Below are 14,833 nucleotides of genomic sequence, written 5' to 3' on the forward strand. Positions count from 1 at the left end.
GAAAGCCCCGGTCTCCGGGGCTTTCGCGCGTCAGGGGGGTTGATTAGACGTTTTGAATATTCAGGTTTCGAGCGGGGATATTTCAGGGGCCCCGCCGAAAGAACTCCCGGGGGGATGGGTCGTCCACCCGCGAGCGGTCACTGCACCACATAACCGGACCGGCGGCAGACAAGGGGGCCGCAGGTAGCCGGAGGTGCCGGGCCATACAACAAGAAGACCACCAAAGGAGAACAACATGGAAGCACGCATCATTCGCCGCAGTCTGGTGACGGTCGCGGTCGGCCTTGCAATGGGCAGCGCCGGCGTCGCCAATGCCACCAACGGCTATTTCGCGCACGGCTATGGCACCAAGGCCAAGGGCATGGGTGGGGTCGGCATGGCCATCTCCCAGGACGCCTACGCGCCCGGAATCAACCCCGCCGGTATCGCCGGCATGGAATCCCGCATTGATGGCTCGCTCACCTACTTCCGCCCGGAACGATCATTCGAGGCCGGCATGCCCAGCAACCCGGCCGCGGTTGTAGCGGGTGCCCCAGCTGTGAATCCAGGTAGCGTGGATAGTGACAGTGAGAACTTCTTTATCCCTTCTCTGGCATTCGTCCAGCAGATCGATGAAAACCGTTCCTGGGGGCTCGCATTGCTTGGGAACGGGGGCATGAATACGGATTACCCGGCTTACGGTCGCGAGCAATGCGCAATGATGGGCCAAGGGAACCAGGGTGGAGCCTTTTGTGGCGGCACTGCCGGCGTGAACCTCGAGCAGCTTGCTATCATTCCCACCTATGCCCAGAAGTTCGCCGATGGTCGCGTGAGCGTTGGGTTCAGCCCGATTATCAGCTATCAGCGTTTTAGCGCCGAGGGCCTGGATGCGTTCGATAACGAAATGATGTCCGCAGATCCCGGTAACGTTACCAGCGGTCGTACTGATTCGAGCTGGGGATACGGGGCCCAGATTGGCTTTCAGGCCGAGCTAGCGGAAGGGGCGCGCGTGGGTGCGAGTTATCGTTCGAAGATCCGTGCCGGTGACTTCGATCGTTACTCGGGTTTGTTCGCCAACGGAGGTGAGTTCGATATCCCATCGACCTATGGCCTCGGCTTCTCGGTGGATGTTAGTCCCCGTGTGACACTCTCTGCCGATTATCAGAAGATTCGATACTCGGAGATTGATGCGATTGCGAATCCTAGTACCAATCAGGCTCAGTTTGGGGCTGATGGTGGTCCCGGATTTGGCTGGGACGACGTGAACATCTTCAAGTTCGGTGCCCAGATCGATGGGGGCAACGGCTGGACCTGGCGGGTCGGTTATAACCGTGGCGAAAACCCGATCAGTTCTGAAGATGTGATGTTGAACATCCTGGCTCCGGCCGTAATGACCGATCACTTCACTGCCGGTTTCACCCGCGAGTTCGGCCAGCACGAGATCAACTTCGCGGCGATGTATGCGCCGACTCAACGTGTGCGTGGTCAGGATATTACGGGTATGGCGGGTCAGGATATCGAGATCGAAATGCGCCAGTACGAGCTCGAGATCGGGTACGCGTACCGCTTCTGATCGGTTGGGCCCGGCCGGCCATTGTCGGCCGCACTGGTGCCCGGCGCGGGCTTCGGGATGAGCTGCCGGCCCTGGAGGGGCCGGTACCGCCAGGGAAGGCGGACGGTGTCGGACACCGGGACCCATCGGGGGGTGGGGCCGGGCCCTTTCGTCGGAAGGCATACTGATCGAGCCTGTGCTCGAACCAGCAAAATCCAAAGGAGGATCCCATGCGAGCAATCCACGCATTGCGCGGAGGCATTCGCGTGCCTGCCGTTCTCGCGTTTTTCGGCGCGTGTCTGTTGACCCTGGGCACGGCCGCCACGGCAGTGGCGGACGATGTCTATCGGCCGCTGGTACTGGCCTACACCACGTCCGGCTCCGATGTACGCAGTGAAGCGGAGGCCGTCCGCGAGCGTCTGGAAGAAGCCGAGTTCCAGACCCTGGGCGAGTATCCGGTCAGTGACGGCCGGCATGTGATCGTGGTGACCCACGATGACCTGTTGGCCGTGGCGGGCTCCCAGGATCGGGCGGCGTACATCGCACCCATCCGGGTAGCCCTGACCGCGACCAACGGCGAGGTGCAGGTCAGCTACAATAACCTCGAGTACTTCCGGCATGCCTATCGTATCGACGCCTCCGTGAGCGATGTCAGCACGCGGCTGGCCGATGTGCTGGGCGACGAGCAGCACTTTGGCTCGGAAGACGGCATGACGCCGCGGGAGCTACAGCGCTACCGTTACACCTTCGGCATGGAGCGTTTCAATGCCCCGTACGACCTGGGCAGCCATACCTCGCGCGATGCGGCCCTGGCCGAACTCGATCGCGGGCTGGATGAACGTCGTGCCGGGGTATCGGAGATCTATCGGCTGGATATCCCCGGTACGGACGCCACGCTGATCGGTGTCGCGATCCGCGCCGATGATGGGGCCGAGTCCGAGGCCACGGACCTCAACACGCTGGAAACGATCGACGTGCGTGAACGGCGCCACACCGCCTACGTGCCGTACGAGATCCTGGTGGAGGGGGGCGATATCGAGGCGTTGCACATGCGTTTCCGGGCGGCATTGCACTGGCCGGACCTGCGCATGCTTGGCGACCACAGCTTCATGCAGCTGCGTCGCGTGCCCGGGGCGCTGGAAGAGACGCTGCGCGAGGTGGCCGGCTTTGAGGAGCCCGAAGACGACGGTTTCGACTGGTAGAAACACAACGCCAGGGATGGCGAACGGGCCCGGGCAATAGCCCCGGGTTCCACTCAAGAACCCCGGTCCGCCGGGGTTTTTTTACGGCCGGGGGCTGGACTTGTTTATGCTCCCGGTTCATTCGCGGCAGGACGCACGCCCCATGAAATCGATGAAGATCGCCAACATCGGCGAGATCCGTAACGAACTCAACAAGTACAAGAAGGGCAAGAAGCTCGATATTCACCAGTTCAACCAGGTCGCGCGCCTGGCCTGGCTGGGCAAGATCGTGATGCAGCCCCTGGATCTCGAGGACCCCGATTGCCAGTCGTTCCTGGTGTATATCCAGGAGCCGGAAGAGCTGGCCGCGCATTTCCTGAACACCGATCAGGAGCTGACCGGCGGGATCCACATCATCGACGGCGAGCAGGCCATGGCCATGGTCGAGATCATGCGCGGGGGTGTCGAGGAACGTGCCAAGCTGTACGAGGACCTCTCGCGCAGCGACTTCTACTTCCGCTACTTCTACAAGCCCGGCAAGGACGACGAGGCCCCGTCCGAGCAGGACAAACCCGAGGACTGATCCTTGGTCGCATCCACGGTCACCCCGGAATGGATTGATGCCGGGGCCCGCTCCGCGGAAGAACTCCACGCCCTCTATACCGGTCTGGCGAGCAGCACGCCGCCGGAATCGCCGTTGCGCGTGCTGTGGGTGCATTCGCGAGAGGCGCACATCTCCGTGGGCGCCAGCCAGGACCCGGCCATGGATCTGGACCTGGTCGCCTGCAAGGCCAATAGCGTGCCGGTCGTGCGCCGCCCGCTCGGGGGCGGCTCCGTCTGGGTGGATGCCGACCAGGCCTGTTTCTTCCTGATTCAGCCCCGCCAGGTCCTCGCCCGTGGCCATCGCCACCTGTTCGCGCTGGGGCTGGGCATCGCGATGGATGTGCTGCGCGAGCTGGGGCTGGAAGGCGTCGAGGCGCGCGGTCAGGACGTCTGGGTTCAGGGGCGCAAGATCATGGGTACTGGTGCGGCCACGCTGAACGAGGGTTGTGTGTTCGGCGCTAGCTTCCTGCGCCGCTTCCCGGTGGAACGCTTTCTATCGTGTGTAAATGCCCCAAGCGACGGCTACCGCGAATGGCTGCGCCCGGCACTGGAAGAGGGCATGACCGATTGTGCGGAGCAGTGCCCCGAGGCGGCGCCGACGCCGGAACGTCTGGAGGCGGCCCTGAGCGAGGTGCTGGAGCGCCGCTTCAGTACCCCCGCGCGGTGTTACCGTCCGAGTTCCGCAGAATGGGACGAGTGGCTGGCGGCCGGGCGCGAGGAACTCGCCGACCTGGCCGACAGCCAGGGCGGGCCGGCCGTGCGCGACGGTATCCGTGTGAATCGGGAGAACCATGTCTTCGAGACGCGCGGCCACTGTGGCCGCCTGCGCTTGCATATCGCCGGGACACACATTGCACGCATTTGGTGCGAGGACCCGAGCGTGGATCGCGTGCTGCGCGAGACCCTGGTGGGCGAGTCGCCGGAGCGCCTGCGTGTGCGCTCGCGCCTGAACGGCCAGCTCGACGCGGTGATCGTCGACGAGGTCAGCGCGCGCATCGACGGTCTCTACCGAGGGATCGCCGCCGCCTGATCCTGCTTTGCACGCCGCTGGATACTTCCCCAAAAAGCTTTACGAGGCGAACCGATGTCCGAACCGACCATTCAGCGCCGGCTGGAGAAACGCCTGATCCTGATGAGCCAGGATCAGGCGATGATCGAGCAGATTCGCACCGCATTGCCGGATGACTGGCATCTGCACCCGGTGACCGATCTGGAAGAATTGGGCGCCTGGAACGAGGTGCTGCTCTACCGCTTCCTGCTGCTGGATCTGGACGAGATCGAGGTGTTCGACCCGCTGGACGTAATCCGCATCCTGCGCATGGAGTATCAGATAAACCTGCCCGTGTTCTGTTTTGGCGGGGACCAGGACATCCGCGACGAGATGCGCCTGGCGCGGGCCGATCGCTTCTTCAATCGCGAGGAGATGGTCGAAAAGCTCCCCGAGTTCATCCGCATGTACGACTGGGGCTGAGCGCCCCATCAAAAAGGCCCCGGGCGTTAGCCACGGGGCCTTTTTGATTCGCGGATCCGCATGATGCGGATCGCGGGGCATCGCACGGCCTTAGCCGATCCAGGCGTGCTCCAGCACGTCGATGCGGATCTTCTCGTGGTAGGTCTCGCCGTTGGCCTCGATCACCAGGTCGCCCACGCGGGTGCCGGCGGTATCAAAGCTGAATTTGCAGTCGAAGGTGCCCGGCAGGGACACGCTGCTCTCGCACAGGGCCTCGCCTTCCACCGAGAACTTGCACTGGGCGGTGCCGGAGCCGTTCAGCAGGGCCTGCACCCGGAATTCCTCGTTGATCGGGCGCCGGTAGACTTCCGGATCGCGATTCGGGTTGTACTGCAGGTTGTTCAGCTTGACGAGTTTGACAAGTTTCATACCGGGTCCTCTATTGACGCGCTGAATCCGAGTTGCGGGCGCCTTCACCTGCCCGATCCCGTACCGGGAAGGGCGTTTGGTTCATGGAAGTGCGCAGGTTCGATAGAATATAAACAGCCAATGATACAACAAAGCCTGCGGGAACACGACGGGATGCCACGGGGCATGCCGCCAGCCCGGCGGAGGGTAACGCCGCTCCCGCGCATACACCAGTCCCGGCCCCCGCGGTCGGCATCGGAGACCCCATGAAGAACCTGATTAACCGTATCCGCGGCGTGGAACGCGACGTGATTGAGAAGCCCGGTGACGCGGGTGATGCCCCGTTCTACAAGGCCCAGGGCGACGAGATCGAGATCTTTCAGGCCGCGTACTCGAAGCGCCTGCCGGTGATGCTCAAGGGCCCGACCGGCTGCGGCAAGACCCGCTTCCTGGAACATGTCGCGCACACCCTCGGCCAGCCGCTGGTCACCGTATCCTGCCACGAGGACCTGACCAGCTCGGACCTGGTCGGCCGCTTCCTGCTGGAGGGCGAGGAAACCGTCTGGCAGGACGGCCCGCTGACCCGTTCGGTCAAGGAGGGCGCGATCTGCTACCTCGACGAGATCGTCGAGGCGCGTACCGACACCACCGTGGTCATTCACCCGCTGACCGACCACCGTCGCCAGCTGCCGCTGGACAAGAAGTCCCAGATCATCGATGCGCACGAGGACTTCATGCTGGTGATCTCCTACAACCCCGGCTACCAAACGGTGCTGAAGGACCTGAAGCCCTCGACCAAGCAGCGCTTTGTCGGTATCCACTTCGACTATCCGGCCGAGGATGTCGAGCGCGAGATCGTGGCCAAGGAATCCGGCGGCCTGGATGCCGATCGCGTCGAGAAGCTGGTGGCTGCCGGGCGCAAGGCGCGGGCCCTGAAGGACCACGGACTGGAAGAGGCGACCTCCACCCGGGCGCTCGCCTATGCCGGCGAGCTGATGCAGGCGGGTCTGAGCCCGCGCGTGGCCTGCCGCGCCGCGATGATCGCCCCGATCACCGATGACCCCGAGCTGATCCAGGCGCTGGAAGAGATCTTCGACGCCCACTTCCCCGAGTCCGAAGCCGCGTGAGCGACCAGGCCCGCAACAGCGGCGGGGCGAACACGGAAGCCGAAGATCTCGTCGAGATCGAGGAGGTCCTCCAGCATCTCGAGGACATCAGCTTCGTCGCCCACCGCGACACCAAGGAAGCCCTCCCGGCCATCCGCGCGTTCGGTGCCGCCACCGCGCGGCGCTGGATCGAGACCGTACGCGAGCTGTTCTTCCACGACCGCGAGGCCGGCAAGAGCTTCATGCGCAATTCCGCGCGGCTCGCGGAGCATATGCAGACGGTGGACCTGTGGCTGGAGCAGGCCGCGCAGTTCAAGCAGTGGGTCAACTCGGCCGATGCGCTGGAGGGCTTCATGGCCCAGGCTGATCGCGTGTATGACGCCTGGGGCGAGGCCGGCGAGCGCGATTGGGCCGAGATCGGCCTGCGCTGGTGCGAACGCAGCCTGCCCGATGCCCGCGCCTATTTCGAGACGCCGTTCGACAAGCTCTCCGCCGGCCGAGGTATCGAGGGCCTGCGCGCGCTGATCGAGCCGGCCGAGACGCTGTTCGACGAACGCGGCCTGACCCTGGATGCCTATCTTGAGGGTGCCCCGATCGCCCGCAACCTGGTCGGCGACCAGGGCCTGCTGTCCTGGGCCCGGCGCGGAGCGGACCTGCTGAAGGCCGGGCGCTCGCGCGGTGAGGCCTATTTTCGCCTGGAGAGCGACGAGAGCCTGAAGCTGCTCCTGGAGGCGCTGCCGGGCTTTCGCCCGCGCATGCACGGGCGCTTCCTGCGCCTGGTGCTGCTGGCCTGGCTGGATGCCGATATCCCGCTGGCCGATTCCAGCTGGAAGCCGGGCGAGGGCCGCCCGATGCTCGAGACCGACGGCCGGCGGCTGTTTATGCCGGCGGTGATGGACTCGCGCGAGGAGGCGATCGTCGCCACCCAGCACGCGGCCGCGCATCTGGCCTTCGATACGTATGCGCAGTCCGATGTCGAGCGGCTGTTCGAGCGTGCCGGGGTCGAGCACCCGCCGCTGGATGACCGCTCGCGCATCACCTGGCGCCCGCTGTTCGCGCCATTCGAGGCGCGCATGTTCCGCTTCCAGGTGCTGTTCGACCTGGCCGAGGACCTGCGCGTGAACGCGCGCCTGGCCCCGCGCATCCCGAACTTCCTGCCGCGCCTGGTGGCGCTGGCCGAGGACCATGAGCGCCCGGAGGGCGCGGCCGGCGTCTACTTCGATTTCGCGCTGAAGGCCCACCAGGCCCTGCTGCGCGACGAGGCGCAGGACCCGCGTCTGGCGCGCGTGCTGGAGCCGGACGCGGATGTGGTCACCGCCTGGGCCATCGGCGAGGAGCTGTTCGCCGACGAGGCCTTCCCCGAGATCACCATCGAGGAGCGCGCCGAGGCCTATCTGCCCGGGCTGTCGCTGAACCAGTCGCTGCCGGTGTATCCGCAGCGCAAACGCGACGGCAGCCTGGCCGACTTCCGCGACCACGAGGCGCACGACGAACACAAGTTCGAGCGCGAGAAGCAGGAAGAGCAGCCGCAGCAGGCCCCGGAGCAGGCGCAGAAAGACCCGGACGCCGACATCCAGACCCCGCAGCAGGAGACCTCTGGCACCGGCGGGCGCATCGGCACGGGTATCCCGCAGCCGGCCCAGGTGGCCAAGCGCGCCGCTCCCTACACCCCGAAGAAGGACGGCATCCCGTATCCCGAGTGGGACTACCGCGAGCAGCGCTATATCTCCGACTGGGTGAATCTCTACGAGCGCGTGCTGGACGACGAAAACCCGGAGCTGGCGGCCACGATCCTGTCGGAGAACGCCGACACCCTGAAGCGCCTGACCCGCGGCCTGGAGATGCAGCGCCCGATGCGCCTGGCGCCGCAGCGCAAGCAGATGGACGGCGACGAGCTCGACACCGAGGCGGTGATCGACTTCATCGCCGACAAGAAGGCGGGGCTGTCGCCGAAGGCCTTCATCTACCGCCGCCGTGCGGTGCAGCACCGCGATACCGGCGTCATGATGCTGGCGGACATGTCTACCTCGATCATGGCGCGTCACCCGGGCGGGCAGGGCAAGATCGTCGACCGCGTGCGCGAGGGGATGATGCTGTTCGCCGAGGCGATCGAGAAGGTCGGCGATCCCTACGCGATCTCCGGCTTCGCCTCCAAGCAGCGCGACCAGGTCAACTACTACTGGCTGAAGGATTTCAACGAGGACCTGAACGACACCGTCCGCGCCCGCATCGCCGGGGTCTCCGGGCGCCTGGCCTCGCGTATGGGCGCGGGCATCCGCCACTCGCTGGAGGCATTCAAGCGCTGTTCGGCCCAGCGCCGGCTGCTGCTGATCCTGTCCGACGGCCGCCCGGCCGACTACGACGACGGCGGTGACCAGCGCTACCTGCACGAGGACACGCGCATGGCGATGAAGGAGGCGGTGGACGCCGGCGTGCACCCGTTCTGCATCACCCTGGACCCGTCCGGTTCGGAATACCTGCCGGCGATCTTCGGTCCCGGTCACTACACCATCATCGACCACGTGGACGAGCTGCCGCGCCGTCTGCCCGAGATCTATCTGAGGCTGCGCCAGTGAGTGCCACCCCCGAAGCCATCGATGCCTCCACCGGGGCCGCGGACCGGCACCCGGAGCCGGCCCGCCGACATGCCACGCTGCTGCATGCCCCGCGCTATCGCGGGCACAGCTACGGCGACAACCACCCGCTCGGGATCCCGCGCGTCTCGCTGACCATCGACCTGATCGAGGCCTATGACGCGATCACGCCGCAGGAGATGGCCGTATCGCGCAAGGCACAGCCGGCCGAGCTCGAGTGGTTCCACACCCGCGAGTACGTGGCCGCGATGCAGCGCGCCGAGGCGCTGGGCAAGGTCTTCCAGCGCTACCGCGACCGCCACAACATCGGCAACTTCGAGAACCCGTTCTTCGCCGGGTTCTTCGCGACCCCGGCGACCGCCACCTGGGGCTCCATCCAGGGCGCCGAGGTGGTGCTGGACGGGCGCATGGCCTTCAACCCGGCCGGTGGCATGCACCACGCCGCCCCCGACCAGGCCCGTGGATTCTGCTACTTCAACGACCCGGCGCTGGCGATCCTGCGCCTGCGTCAGGCCGGGCAGCGCGTGCTCTATCTGGATATCGACGCCCACCATGGCGACGGGGTCGAGGCCGCGTTCAGCGACGACCCGGACGTGCTCACCGTCTCCCTGCACATGGACACCGAGTACGGCTACCCCTTCGAGGGCGGGCGCATCGAGGACACCGGACCGCTTGGCAACGCCGTGAACCTGCCGCTGCCCAAGGAGACCAACGACAGCGAGTTTCGCGCCGCCTTCGCGGCCGTCTGGGAGGCCGTGCGCACCCGCTGGCAGCCGGATGCGGTCGTCGTTCAGGCCGGTACCGATGCGCTGCTGCCGGACCCGCTCGGCAAGTTCGGCATCTCCACCCAGTGCTTCCTCGCCTGCGTCGACGACGTGATCGAGACCAGCCCGCGGCACGCCGACGGCACACCGAGGCTGCTGGTCCTGGGCGGTGGCGGCTATCACCCGCTGGCGCTGGCACGCTGCTGGACCGGGGTCTGGGCCCTGCTGACCGGTCGCGAGCTCCCCGCTGCGATCCCGGAGGCCGGCCAGGCCCTGCTGCGCGAGGTTGACTGGGACATGGACGAAGAAGAGGAATGGTACGAGTCCCTCTTTACCTCCCGTCTCGATGCGGATCGCGCCGGTCCGGTGCGCGACGAACTGCGCAATCGCCTTGAACGGCTGCTGGCAGGGCACCCGTTGTTCAGTTGCTCGTAGAGAGCCTGAGCGTCAGCGGCTGGCGCGGTAGTCGCGTTCGATGTAGCGCAGCAGCTCGGTCGTCTCTCGCAGGGTCGCGCGCTGGATGCGGGTCTTGCCGATAAAGCCGGGTACCCAGAAGTCCGGTTCCACATGCATCTGGATCGTCAGGTGCGTGCCGCCGGCATCGGGCTGCAGCTCCCAGCGGGTCGAGCCTGCACGCAGATTGCTGTGCTCCGGATCGACCTCGGCATCAATGCGTTCGGGGTAGTACTCGGTCACCCGTTCGTGCCTGCGGATGGTCCGGCAGAACACGAACACGCAGCTGTGCACGACGCTTGCGACCTCCACCTCGTCATCCGATCGGGAGACGATCCGGCTCTCGCGGATGGATTCCGAGTAACGGTTCAGCGCCTCGTAATCGGTCAGGTATGACCACAGGGCCTCGGGTGGGACTTCGACCCGGAAGGTCACCTCCAGCTCGTGCTGGTCACCGTCGGTATCAAAATGCCGCTCGACCACCTCCACCGCGAGTGCGGCACCGGGGGCCCAGCCGACCAAGGCAGCCAGGAGGAGGGCGGGCAACGTTCGCATCGCGGGTACCTCCTGGGCTTCGGTTCGGGGCCTGGCTGCTGCAGCTTTATGAAGAATTCGATCCCCGGATGCGGCCGGGGTTCAGGTTGCCCTACGACGGGCGGTTGGACTGTGATGATAGACAAAGACCTCAGGGGTCACTGTCGCGCTGGGGATGCGTGGTCCCCGTGACGGGCTCGTCGCGGATCGGCAGGGTGGCGAGAACGGCCAGAAGGCCGACGAGGTGGAGCGCGATCAGGATCATGAGATAGCCGCCTGTCAGGTCGACCCCGAGGCCGGTGAGGACCGGACCCAGCGCGGCGCCGAGGGCCACGGCGGTGTAGGTCATGCCCAGCAGGCGGCCCAGGCTGTACAGGCCGAACAGGCGGGCCAGGATCGCCGGTGTCAGGGCGATGTACCCGCCGTACCCGAAACCAAGTACCACCGCGAACAGCATAAGGGCGGCGTAGCTGCCTGCGGTGCCCCAGATCAGAAAGCTCAGCGTGATCAGGGCGAAGCACCCGCGATAGAGATGCATCAGGGAATAGCGATCGCCCAGCATGCCGATCGCCAGCCGCCCGACCACGCTCGCCAGCCCGATAATCCCGACCAGGCCCGCCGCGCGCAGCGGATCGATGCCGCCCGCCTCGGCCGCGGGCGGCAGGTGGACGAACGGTACGTACAGGATCGTATTCAGCAGAAAGGTCGCCAGATAAAGCTGGGCGAAGCGGCGTCCACCCCAGCGGGTGGTGGTGGCGTGGGTGCCATCCGGGGCGCGCCCGGGCCGTGGAAACAGGATGCCGGCGAGCGGCAGGATGACGGCTGCCGCGAGCGCGTAGAAATAGTACGTCGAGCGCCAGCCGTGGAGCTCGATCAGCCAGGCGGACAGCGGCGCGAAGCCAAGTACGCCCAACCCGATCCCGGATACCGCGATGCCCAGGGCCATGGAGCGTCTGCGGGCAAACCAGCGCCCGACCGCGGCCACGACGGGCACGAATACGCAGCTCGCCCCGATACCCACGCCCAGGCCATAGGCCAGGTAGGCCTGCCAGAGTTCGCCGGCACGCGCCGTCCCGACCAGCCCCGCCGCGATGAACAGGCCACCCGCAACGAGCAGCGGCCCTGGGCCGATGCGGTCGGACAGGGGGCCGGTCACACCGCTCAGGCCGAAGAACAACAGAGCGGTGGCGGAAAAGAACAGCGCGGACCCGCCGTGCCGTGTACCGAACTCCTGCGCCATGGAGGAGAAGAACGCCCCGTAGCTGTACGCGATGCCAAAGGCCACGAACAGCGCCACAAGGGAGAGCCCGCAGGCGAGCCAGGCGGTCGGGGAGTCCAGGGAGGGGGCGTCCTGGTGCTGGCGTGGACGCAGGGTCATCTAGCGCGGTCGACCCAGCAGGCGACCGGCCCCCTTGCGGGTCTGACGCCAGATCTGGCGCAGGCTTCGGGATGACGGGTGGCGCAGCAGCCGGGTCTTGCGGGTTTGCTGCATGGCCGGGATCAGCGTCTCCAGTTCGGCCGTCAGGGCGTCGATGTTGTAGGGCGTTGCGCCATCGAGCCGGGCGGGAATCACCTCCTGTTCGGGCAGGCCGAAGTCCGCGGCGATCGCCTGGCGGGCGGCGGCGATGTTCTGCGCCTTGGGCCGTTCTTCCGGCGGGTCGAGCGTATACGGCGGCTCCCATTCGCGGGCGGGCGACAGGCGATCGATGTGGCTGGCCACGATGCGAATGGGCGGCTGGCGTCGATCCGGGCGCTCTGCAAAGAAGCGCCGTACGGCTTGCAGCGCCTCGTGGTCCGGGGAGCGGTCGGCCTGGTGCGCCGGCGCGACCCATAGCACCAGATCCGCCGTCTGGGCGGCATCAACCAGGGTATCCACGTCCATGCGGTCACCAAGCCCCGGGGTGTCCACCAAAAGCAGTTCCTGGCCGTCCGCGAGGGTCAGCAGGTAGCCCTCCTGCTCGGCGGTCAGCGGCAGCACGTCCGTGGCTGCGCGGTATTCCCCCAGCAGCGCGTTGACCAGCGTGGATTTCCCGGCCTGTGGCTGGCCCACGACCAGTATCTTCGGCCGGCCCGGGAATGCCTCCTCCGTGGGGCCGCTCGCCTGTGCTTCCTGGTCGGCGATCTCGGCCAGGGCGTCGGCATCGTGCTGCAGGCGGCCGGAGTAGAGCTCGATCGCGGCGCGGCCGACTTCCTCGATCCAGATGCGTGCGACCCGTCGCAGCAGGTATTCGCGTGCGCTGCCGGAGAGCTCGTTGAAGAAGCGATCACGCAGCTCCGCGGCCAGGGCGTGGAGGGGATTGGCCAGGCGCGCGATACGGTAGGCCTTGTAGGCCGTGCGCCCGTAGGACAGCCCCGATGCCACCATGGGCCGGTAGCCCCAGACGCGCAGGATCTGGCCCATGCGCAGGCGATCCGACAGCGGTACCTCCTCCAGCAGGATCTTGCGCAGCCGGGCGCTGACCCGCTCGCTGAGCAGCAGGGCCTCGGGCACGGTGAACTCCCAGGTGGGGTCTTCCTGTTCCGGGTGATAGTGCGCGGCCACGGTACGCAGGGTCTCTTCGCCCGCTTCCCGCAGGCGGTCGTAGTCGGTGACGATCTCGCCGCTGGCCTGCTCGCTCAGGCGCATCACCTCGGCCCAGGCGGCGTGTTCCAGTGGCGCCCAGTCGCCATCGGCGGGGCGCACGGGCTCGGTCGTCCGTTCGCGGGTGTGGACCTTGATCCGGTGGCGCGCCCACAGCGTCATGCCCCATACGCTTCCGGCGGCGATGGCGGCCGCGGCGATCCAGATCAGCAGGGCATTGTGTTCGTAGAGCCAGAGCAGACCCAGGACGAAGGCCACCACAAAGGGCGACAGCAGCAGGAACGCAGCGAAGGTCACGCCCGTGACCTGCAGACGGGTGAGCCAGCGGCGTTTCATCGCGTGTCGTTCCCCGAGGGCTCGGTCTGGCGGTGCCGGGCGAGGTTCAGGGCCTCGCGCAGGGCGTCGCGATAGGCCTGCTCCACCCCGGCCGTGGCCTCGCGCCCGTCATGTCGCCGGGCCAGGTAGTGGCGTGCGGCATAGCCCAGCGCATAGGTGGTGGCAAAGCTGGTGGCGGCCGCCGCTGCAGCACCTGCAGTCTGACCGTAGACGGGGACCAGCTTGCCGACCTGCCGGGCCCCGTGGCTGAGGCCGAGGCCGAGCAGGGTGCTGGAACCGAGCGCCGCGGAGAACTCGCTCATACTGCGAGAATCCCAGGTGACCCCGTAGATGCTGGCCAGACTGTGCAGCAGTTTCCCCTGGACCGCCGGAACGGAGAACAGGCCCAGCAGGGGGACGGCATCGGTGGTCGCGGCGACGCTGGCGTAGCCGAGGATGTGTGATCGGGCGCGCAGCCGACGGGCATCACCGCCTGCGGACTGGCGCAGCCCCTGCAGGATCACCCCCATGCGTTCCGGAGCCAGCTTCTCCAGGGCATCGAGCAGGGCGTCCAGGCCGTAGTGGGTCGGGGTGAAGCCCTCGTCCTCGGGCGTGATATCGACGGGCACGACCTGCACCGGGCCGGTCCCGGGCAGGTTGCGAAAGGCCTCGGCCTGGGTACGCCGCGCGCGGGCCAGTTCCTCCAGCCCGGGGCTGCGGTCCAGTTCGGCGTAGGGCGGATGATCGCGCCCGTCGGGATAGCCGTCGTGCAGGCAGGTCTGGACCAGCAGGACCGGCCAGTTCGGATGCCGGCGGCGAATGTCCCGCAGGGCATTCAGCACGGGTTCCTGCTGCAGATCCATCGCGCGCGCCACGGCGACCACCATGTGCGCGTGGCCCGCGAGCTCGGCGAGATCCTCGCTGGGGTCGTAGGCGACCTCGCCCAGTCCCCGCGTGTCCAGAAAGCGCAGCACCGGCGCTTCGGCCGGGAAGTCATAGGCGCGTGCCGTCCGGGTGCAGCTCCTGAAACCGGTCCCGATCGCCACGTCGGAGTCGCCGGTGATCGCGCGCACCAGCGTGCTCTTGCCGGACTGCACCTTGCCCAGCAGCCACAGCACGGGGGCCTGCTCGCGCGCTCGCTCGGCCACGATGTCGGCGTCGGGTGCCTCGGCCTCGGGTCGCAGGACGGCCTGCATGACTTTGCGCCAGCCGAGGCCCTTCGGCAGGCGCAGGGATTGCCAGGGCAGCTTCATGCTGTGATTCCGTTTCGCGGCATGGAAACCTTTCATCAGTGAAGAAGGCGCAACTGTGCA

13 protein-coding genes are annotated in these 14,833 nt (G+C 66.7%); 8 read left to right on the forward strand and 5 right to left on the reverse strand.

Annotation, left to right across the window (positions count from 1 at the left end; translation table 11 throughout):
* Positions 1–235: 235 nt before the first annotated feature.
* The 5 genes from TK90_RS03240 (at position 236) to TK90_RS03260 (ending at position 4,786) form a co-directional block, all read left to right on the forward strand.
* Positions 236–1,552, forward strand: coding sequence for an OmpP1/FadL family transporter (locus tag TK90_RS03240; protein ID WP_012982058.1), 1,317 nt, complete (start codon positions 236–238; stop codon positions 1,550–1,552).
* Positions 1,553–1,761: 209 nt separating this feature from the next.
* Positions 1,762–2,733: a hypothetical protein gene (locus TK90_RS03245; RefSeq protein ID WP_012982059.1), complete on the forward strand. Its 972-nt coding sequence runs from the start codon at positions 1,762–1,764 to the stop codon at positions 2,731–2,733.
* A gap of 142 nt (positions 2,734–2,875) precedes the next feature.
* The gene (locus TK90_RS03250; protein ID WP_012982060.1) at positions 2,876–3,295 is read left to right on the forward strand and encodes a hypothetical protein; all 420 of its coding nucleotides are present in this window, start codon (positions 2,876–2,878) and stop codon (positions 3,293–3,295) included.
* 3 nt (positions 3,296–3,298) lie between these two features.
* On the forward strand, positions 3,299–4,345 hold the full coding sequence (locus TK90_RS03255) for a lipoate--protein ligase family protein (protein WP_012982061.1): 1,047 nt from the start codon (positions 3,299–3,301) through the stop codon (positions 4,343–4,345).
* 54 nt (positions 4,346–4,399) lie between these two features.
* On the forward strand, positions 4,400–4,786 hold the full coding sequence (locus TK90_RS03260; RefSeq protein WP_012982062.1) for a hypothetical protein: 387 nt from the start codon (positions 4,400–4,402) through the stop codon (positions 4,784–4,786).
* Positions 4,787–4,876: 90 nt separating this feature from the next.
* Here TK90_RS03260 and TK90_RS03265 read toward each other — a convergent pair whose 3' ends face one another.
* Positions 4,877–5,194, reverse strand: a complete 318-nt coding sequence (locus tag TK90_RS03265) for a hypothetical protein (RefSeq protein WP_012982063.1) — start codon at positions 5,192–5,194, stop codon at positions 4,877–4,879.
* A 245-nt stretch (positions 5,195–5,439) separates the two neighbouring features.
* Here TK90_RS03265 and TK90_RS03270 point away from each other — a divergent pair, with 245 nt between their 5' ends.
* Genes TK90_RS03270 through TK90_RS03280 form a run of 3 tightly spaced genes read left to right on the forward strand, consistent with a single transcriptional unit; the run spans position 5,440 to position 10,072 of the window.
* A complete protein-coding gene (locus TK90_RS03270; protein WP_012982064.1) occupies positions 5,440–6,300 on the forward strand; it encodes a CbbQ/NirQ/NorQ/GpvN family protein in 861 nt (286 codons plus the stop codon).
* Positions 6,297–8,855 (forward strand): nitric oxide reductase activation protein NorD, encoded by a 2,559-nt coding sequence (locus TK90_RS03275; RefSeq protein WP_012982065.1) that lies wholly within the window; start codon positions 6,297–6,299, stop codon positions 8,853–8,855. Before TK90_RS03270 ends, TK90_RS03275 begins: the two co-directional genes overlap by 4 nt.
* A complete protein-coding gene (locus tag TK90_RS03280) occupies positions 8,852–10,072 on the forward strand; it encodes an acetoin utilization protein AcuC (RefSeq protein WP_012982066.1) in 1,221 nt (406 codons plus the stop codon). The genes TK90_RS03275 and TK90_RS03280 overlap by 4 nt, the downstream gene beginning before the upstream one ends.
* A 12-nt stretch (positions 10,073–10,084) precedes the next feature.
* Here TK90_RS03280 and TK90_RS03285 read toward each other — a convergent pair whose 3' ends face one another.
* From TK90_RS03285 to TK90_RS03300, 4 genes are all read right to left on the reverse strand, one after another.
* Positions 10,085–10,645, reverse strand: a complete 561-nt coding sequence (locus TK90_RS03285) for an SRPBCC family protein (RefSeq protein ID WP_012982067.1) — start codon at positions 10,643–10,645, stop codon at positions 10,085–10,087.
* Between the two features lie 130 nt (positions 10,646–10,775).
* The gene (locus tag TK90_RS03290; protein ID WP_012982068.1) at positions 10,776–12,002 is read right to left on the reverse strand and encodes an MFS transporter; all 1,227 of its coding nucleotides are present in this window, start codon (positions 12,000–12,002) and stop codon (positions 10,776–10,778) included.
* Positions 12,003–13,541 (reverse strand): GTPase family protein, encoded by a 1,539-nt coding sequence (locus TK90_RS03295; protein ID WP_012982069.1) that lies wholly within the window; start codon positions 13,539–13,541, stop codon positions 12,003–12,005.
* The gene (locus TK90_RS03300; protein WP_012982070.1) at positions 13,538–14,773 is read right to left on the reverse strand and encodes a GTPase family protein; all 1,236 of its coding nucleotides are present in this window, start codon (positions 14,771–14,773) and stop codon (positions 13,538–13,540) included. The genes TK90_RS03295 and TK90_RS03300 overlap by 4 nt, the downstream gene beginning before the upstream one ends.
* Between the last annotated feature and the right edge of the window lie 60 nt (positions 14,774–14,833).

The organism is Thioalkalivibrio sp. K90mix (assembly GCF_000025545.1).
In the GTDB taxonomy this organism is placed as follows: domain Bacteria; phylum Pseudomonadota; class Gammaproteobacteria; order Ectothiorhodospirales; family Ectothiorhodospiraceae; genus Thioalkalivibrio.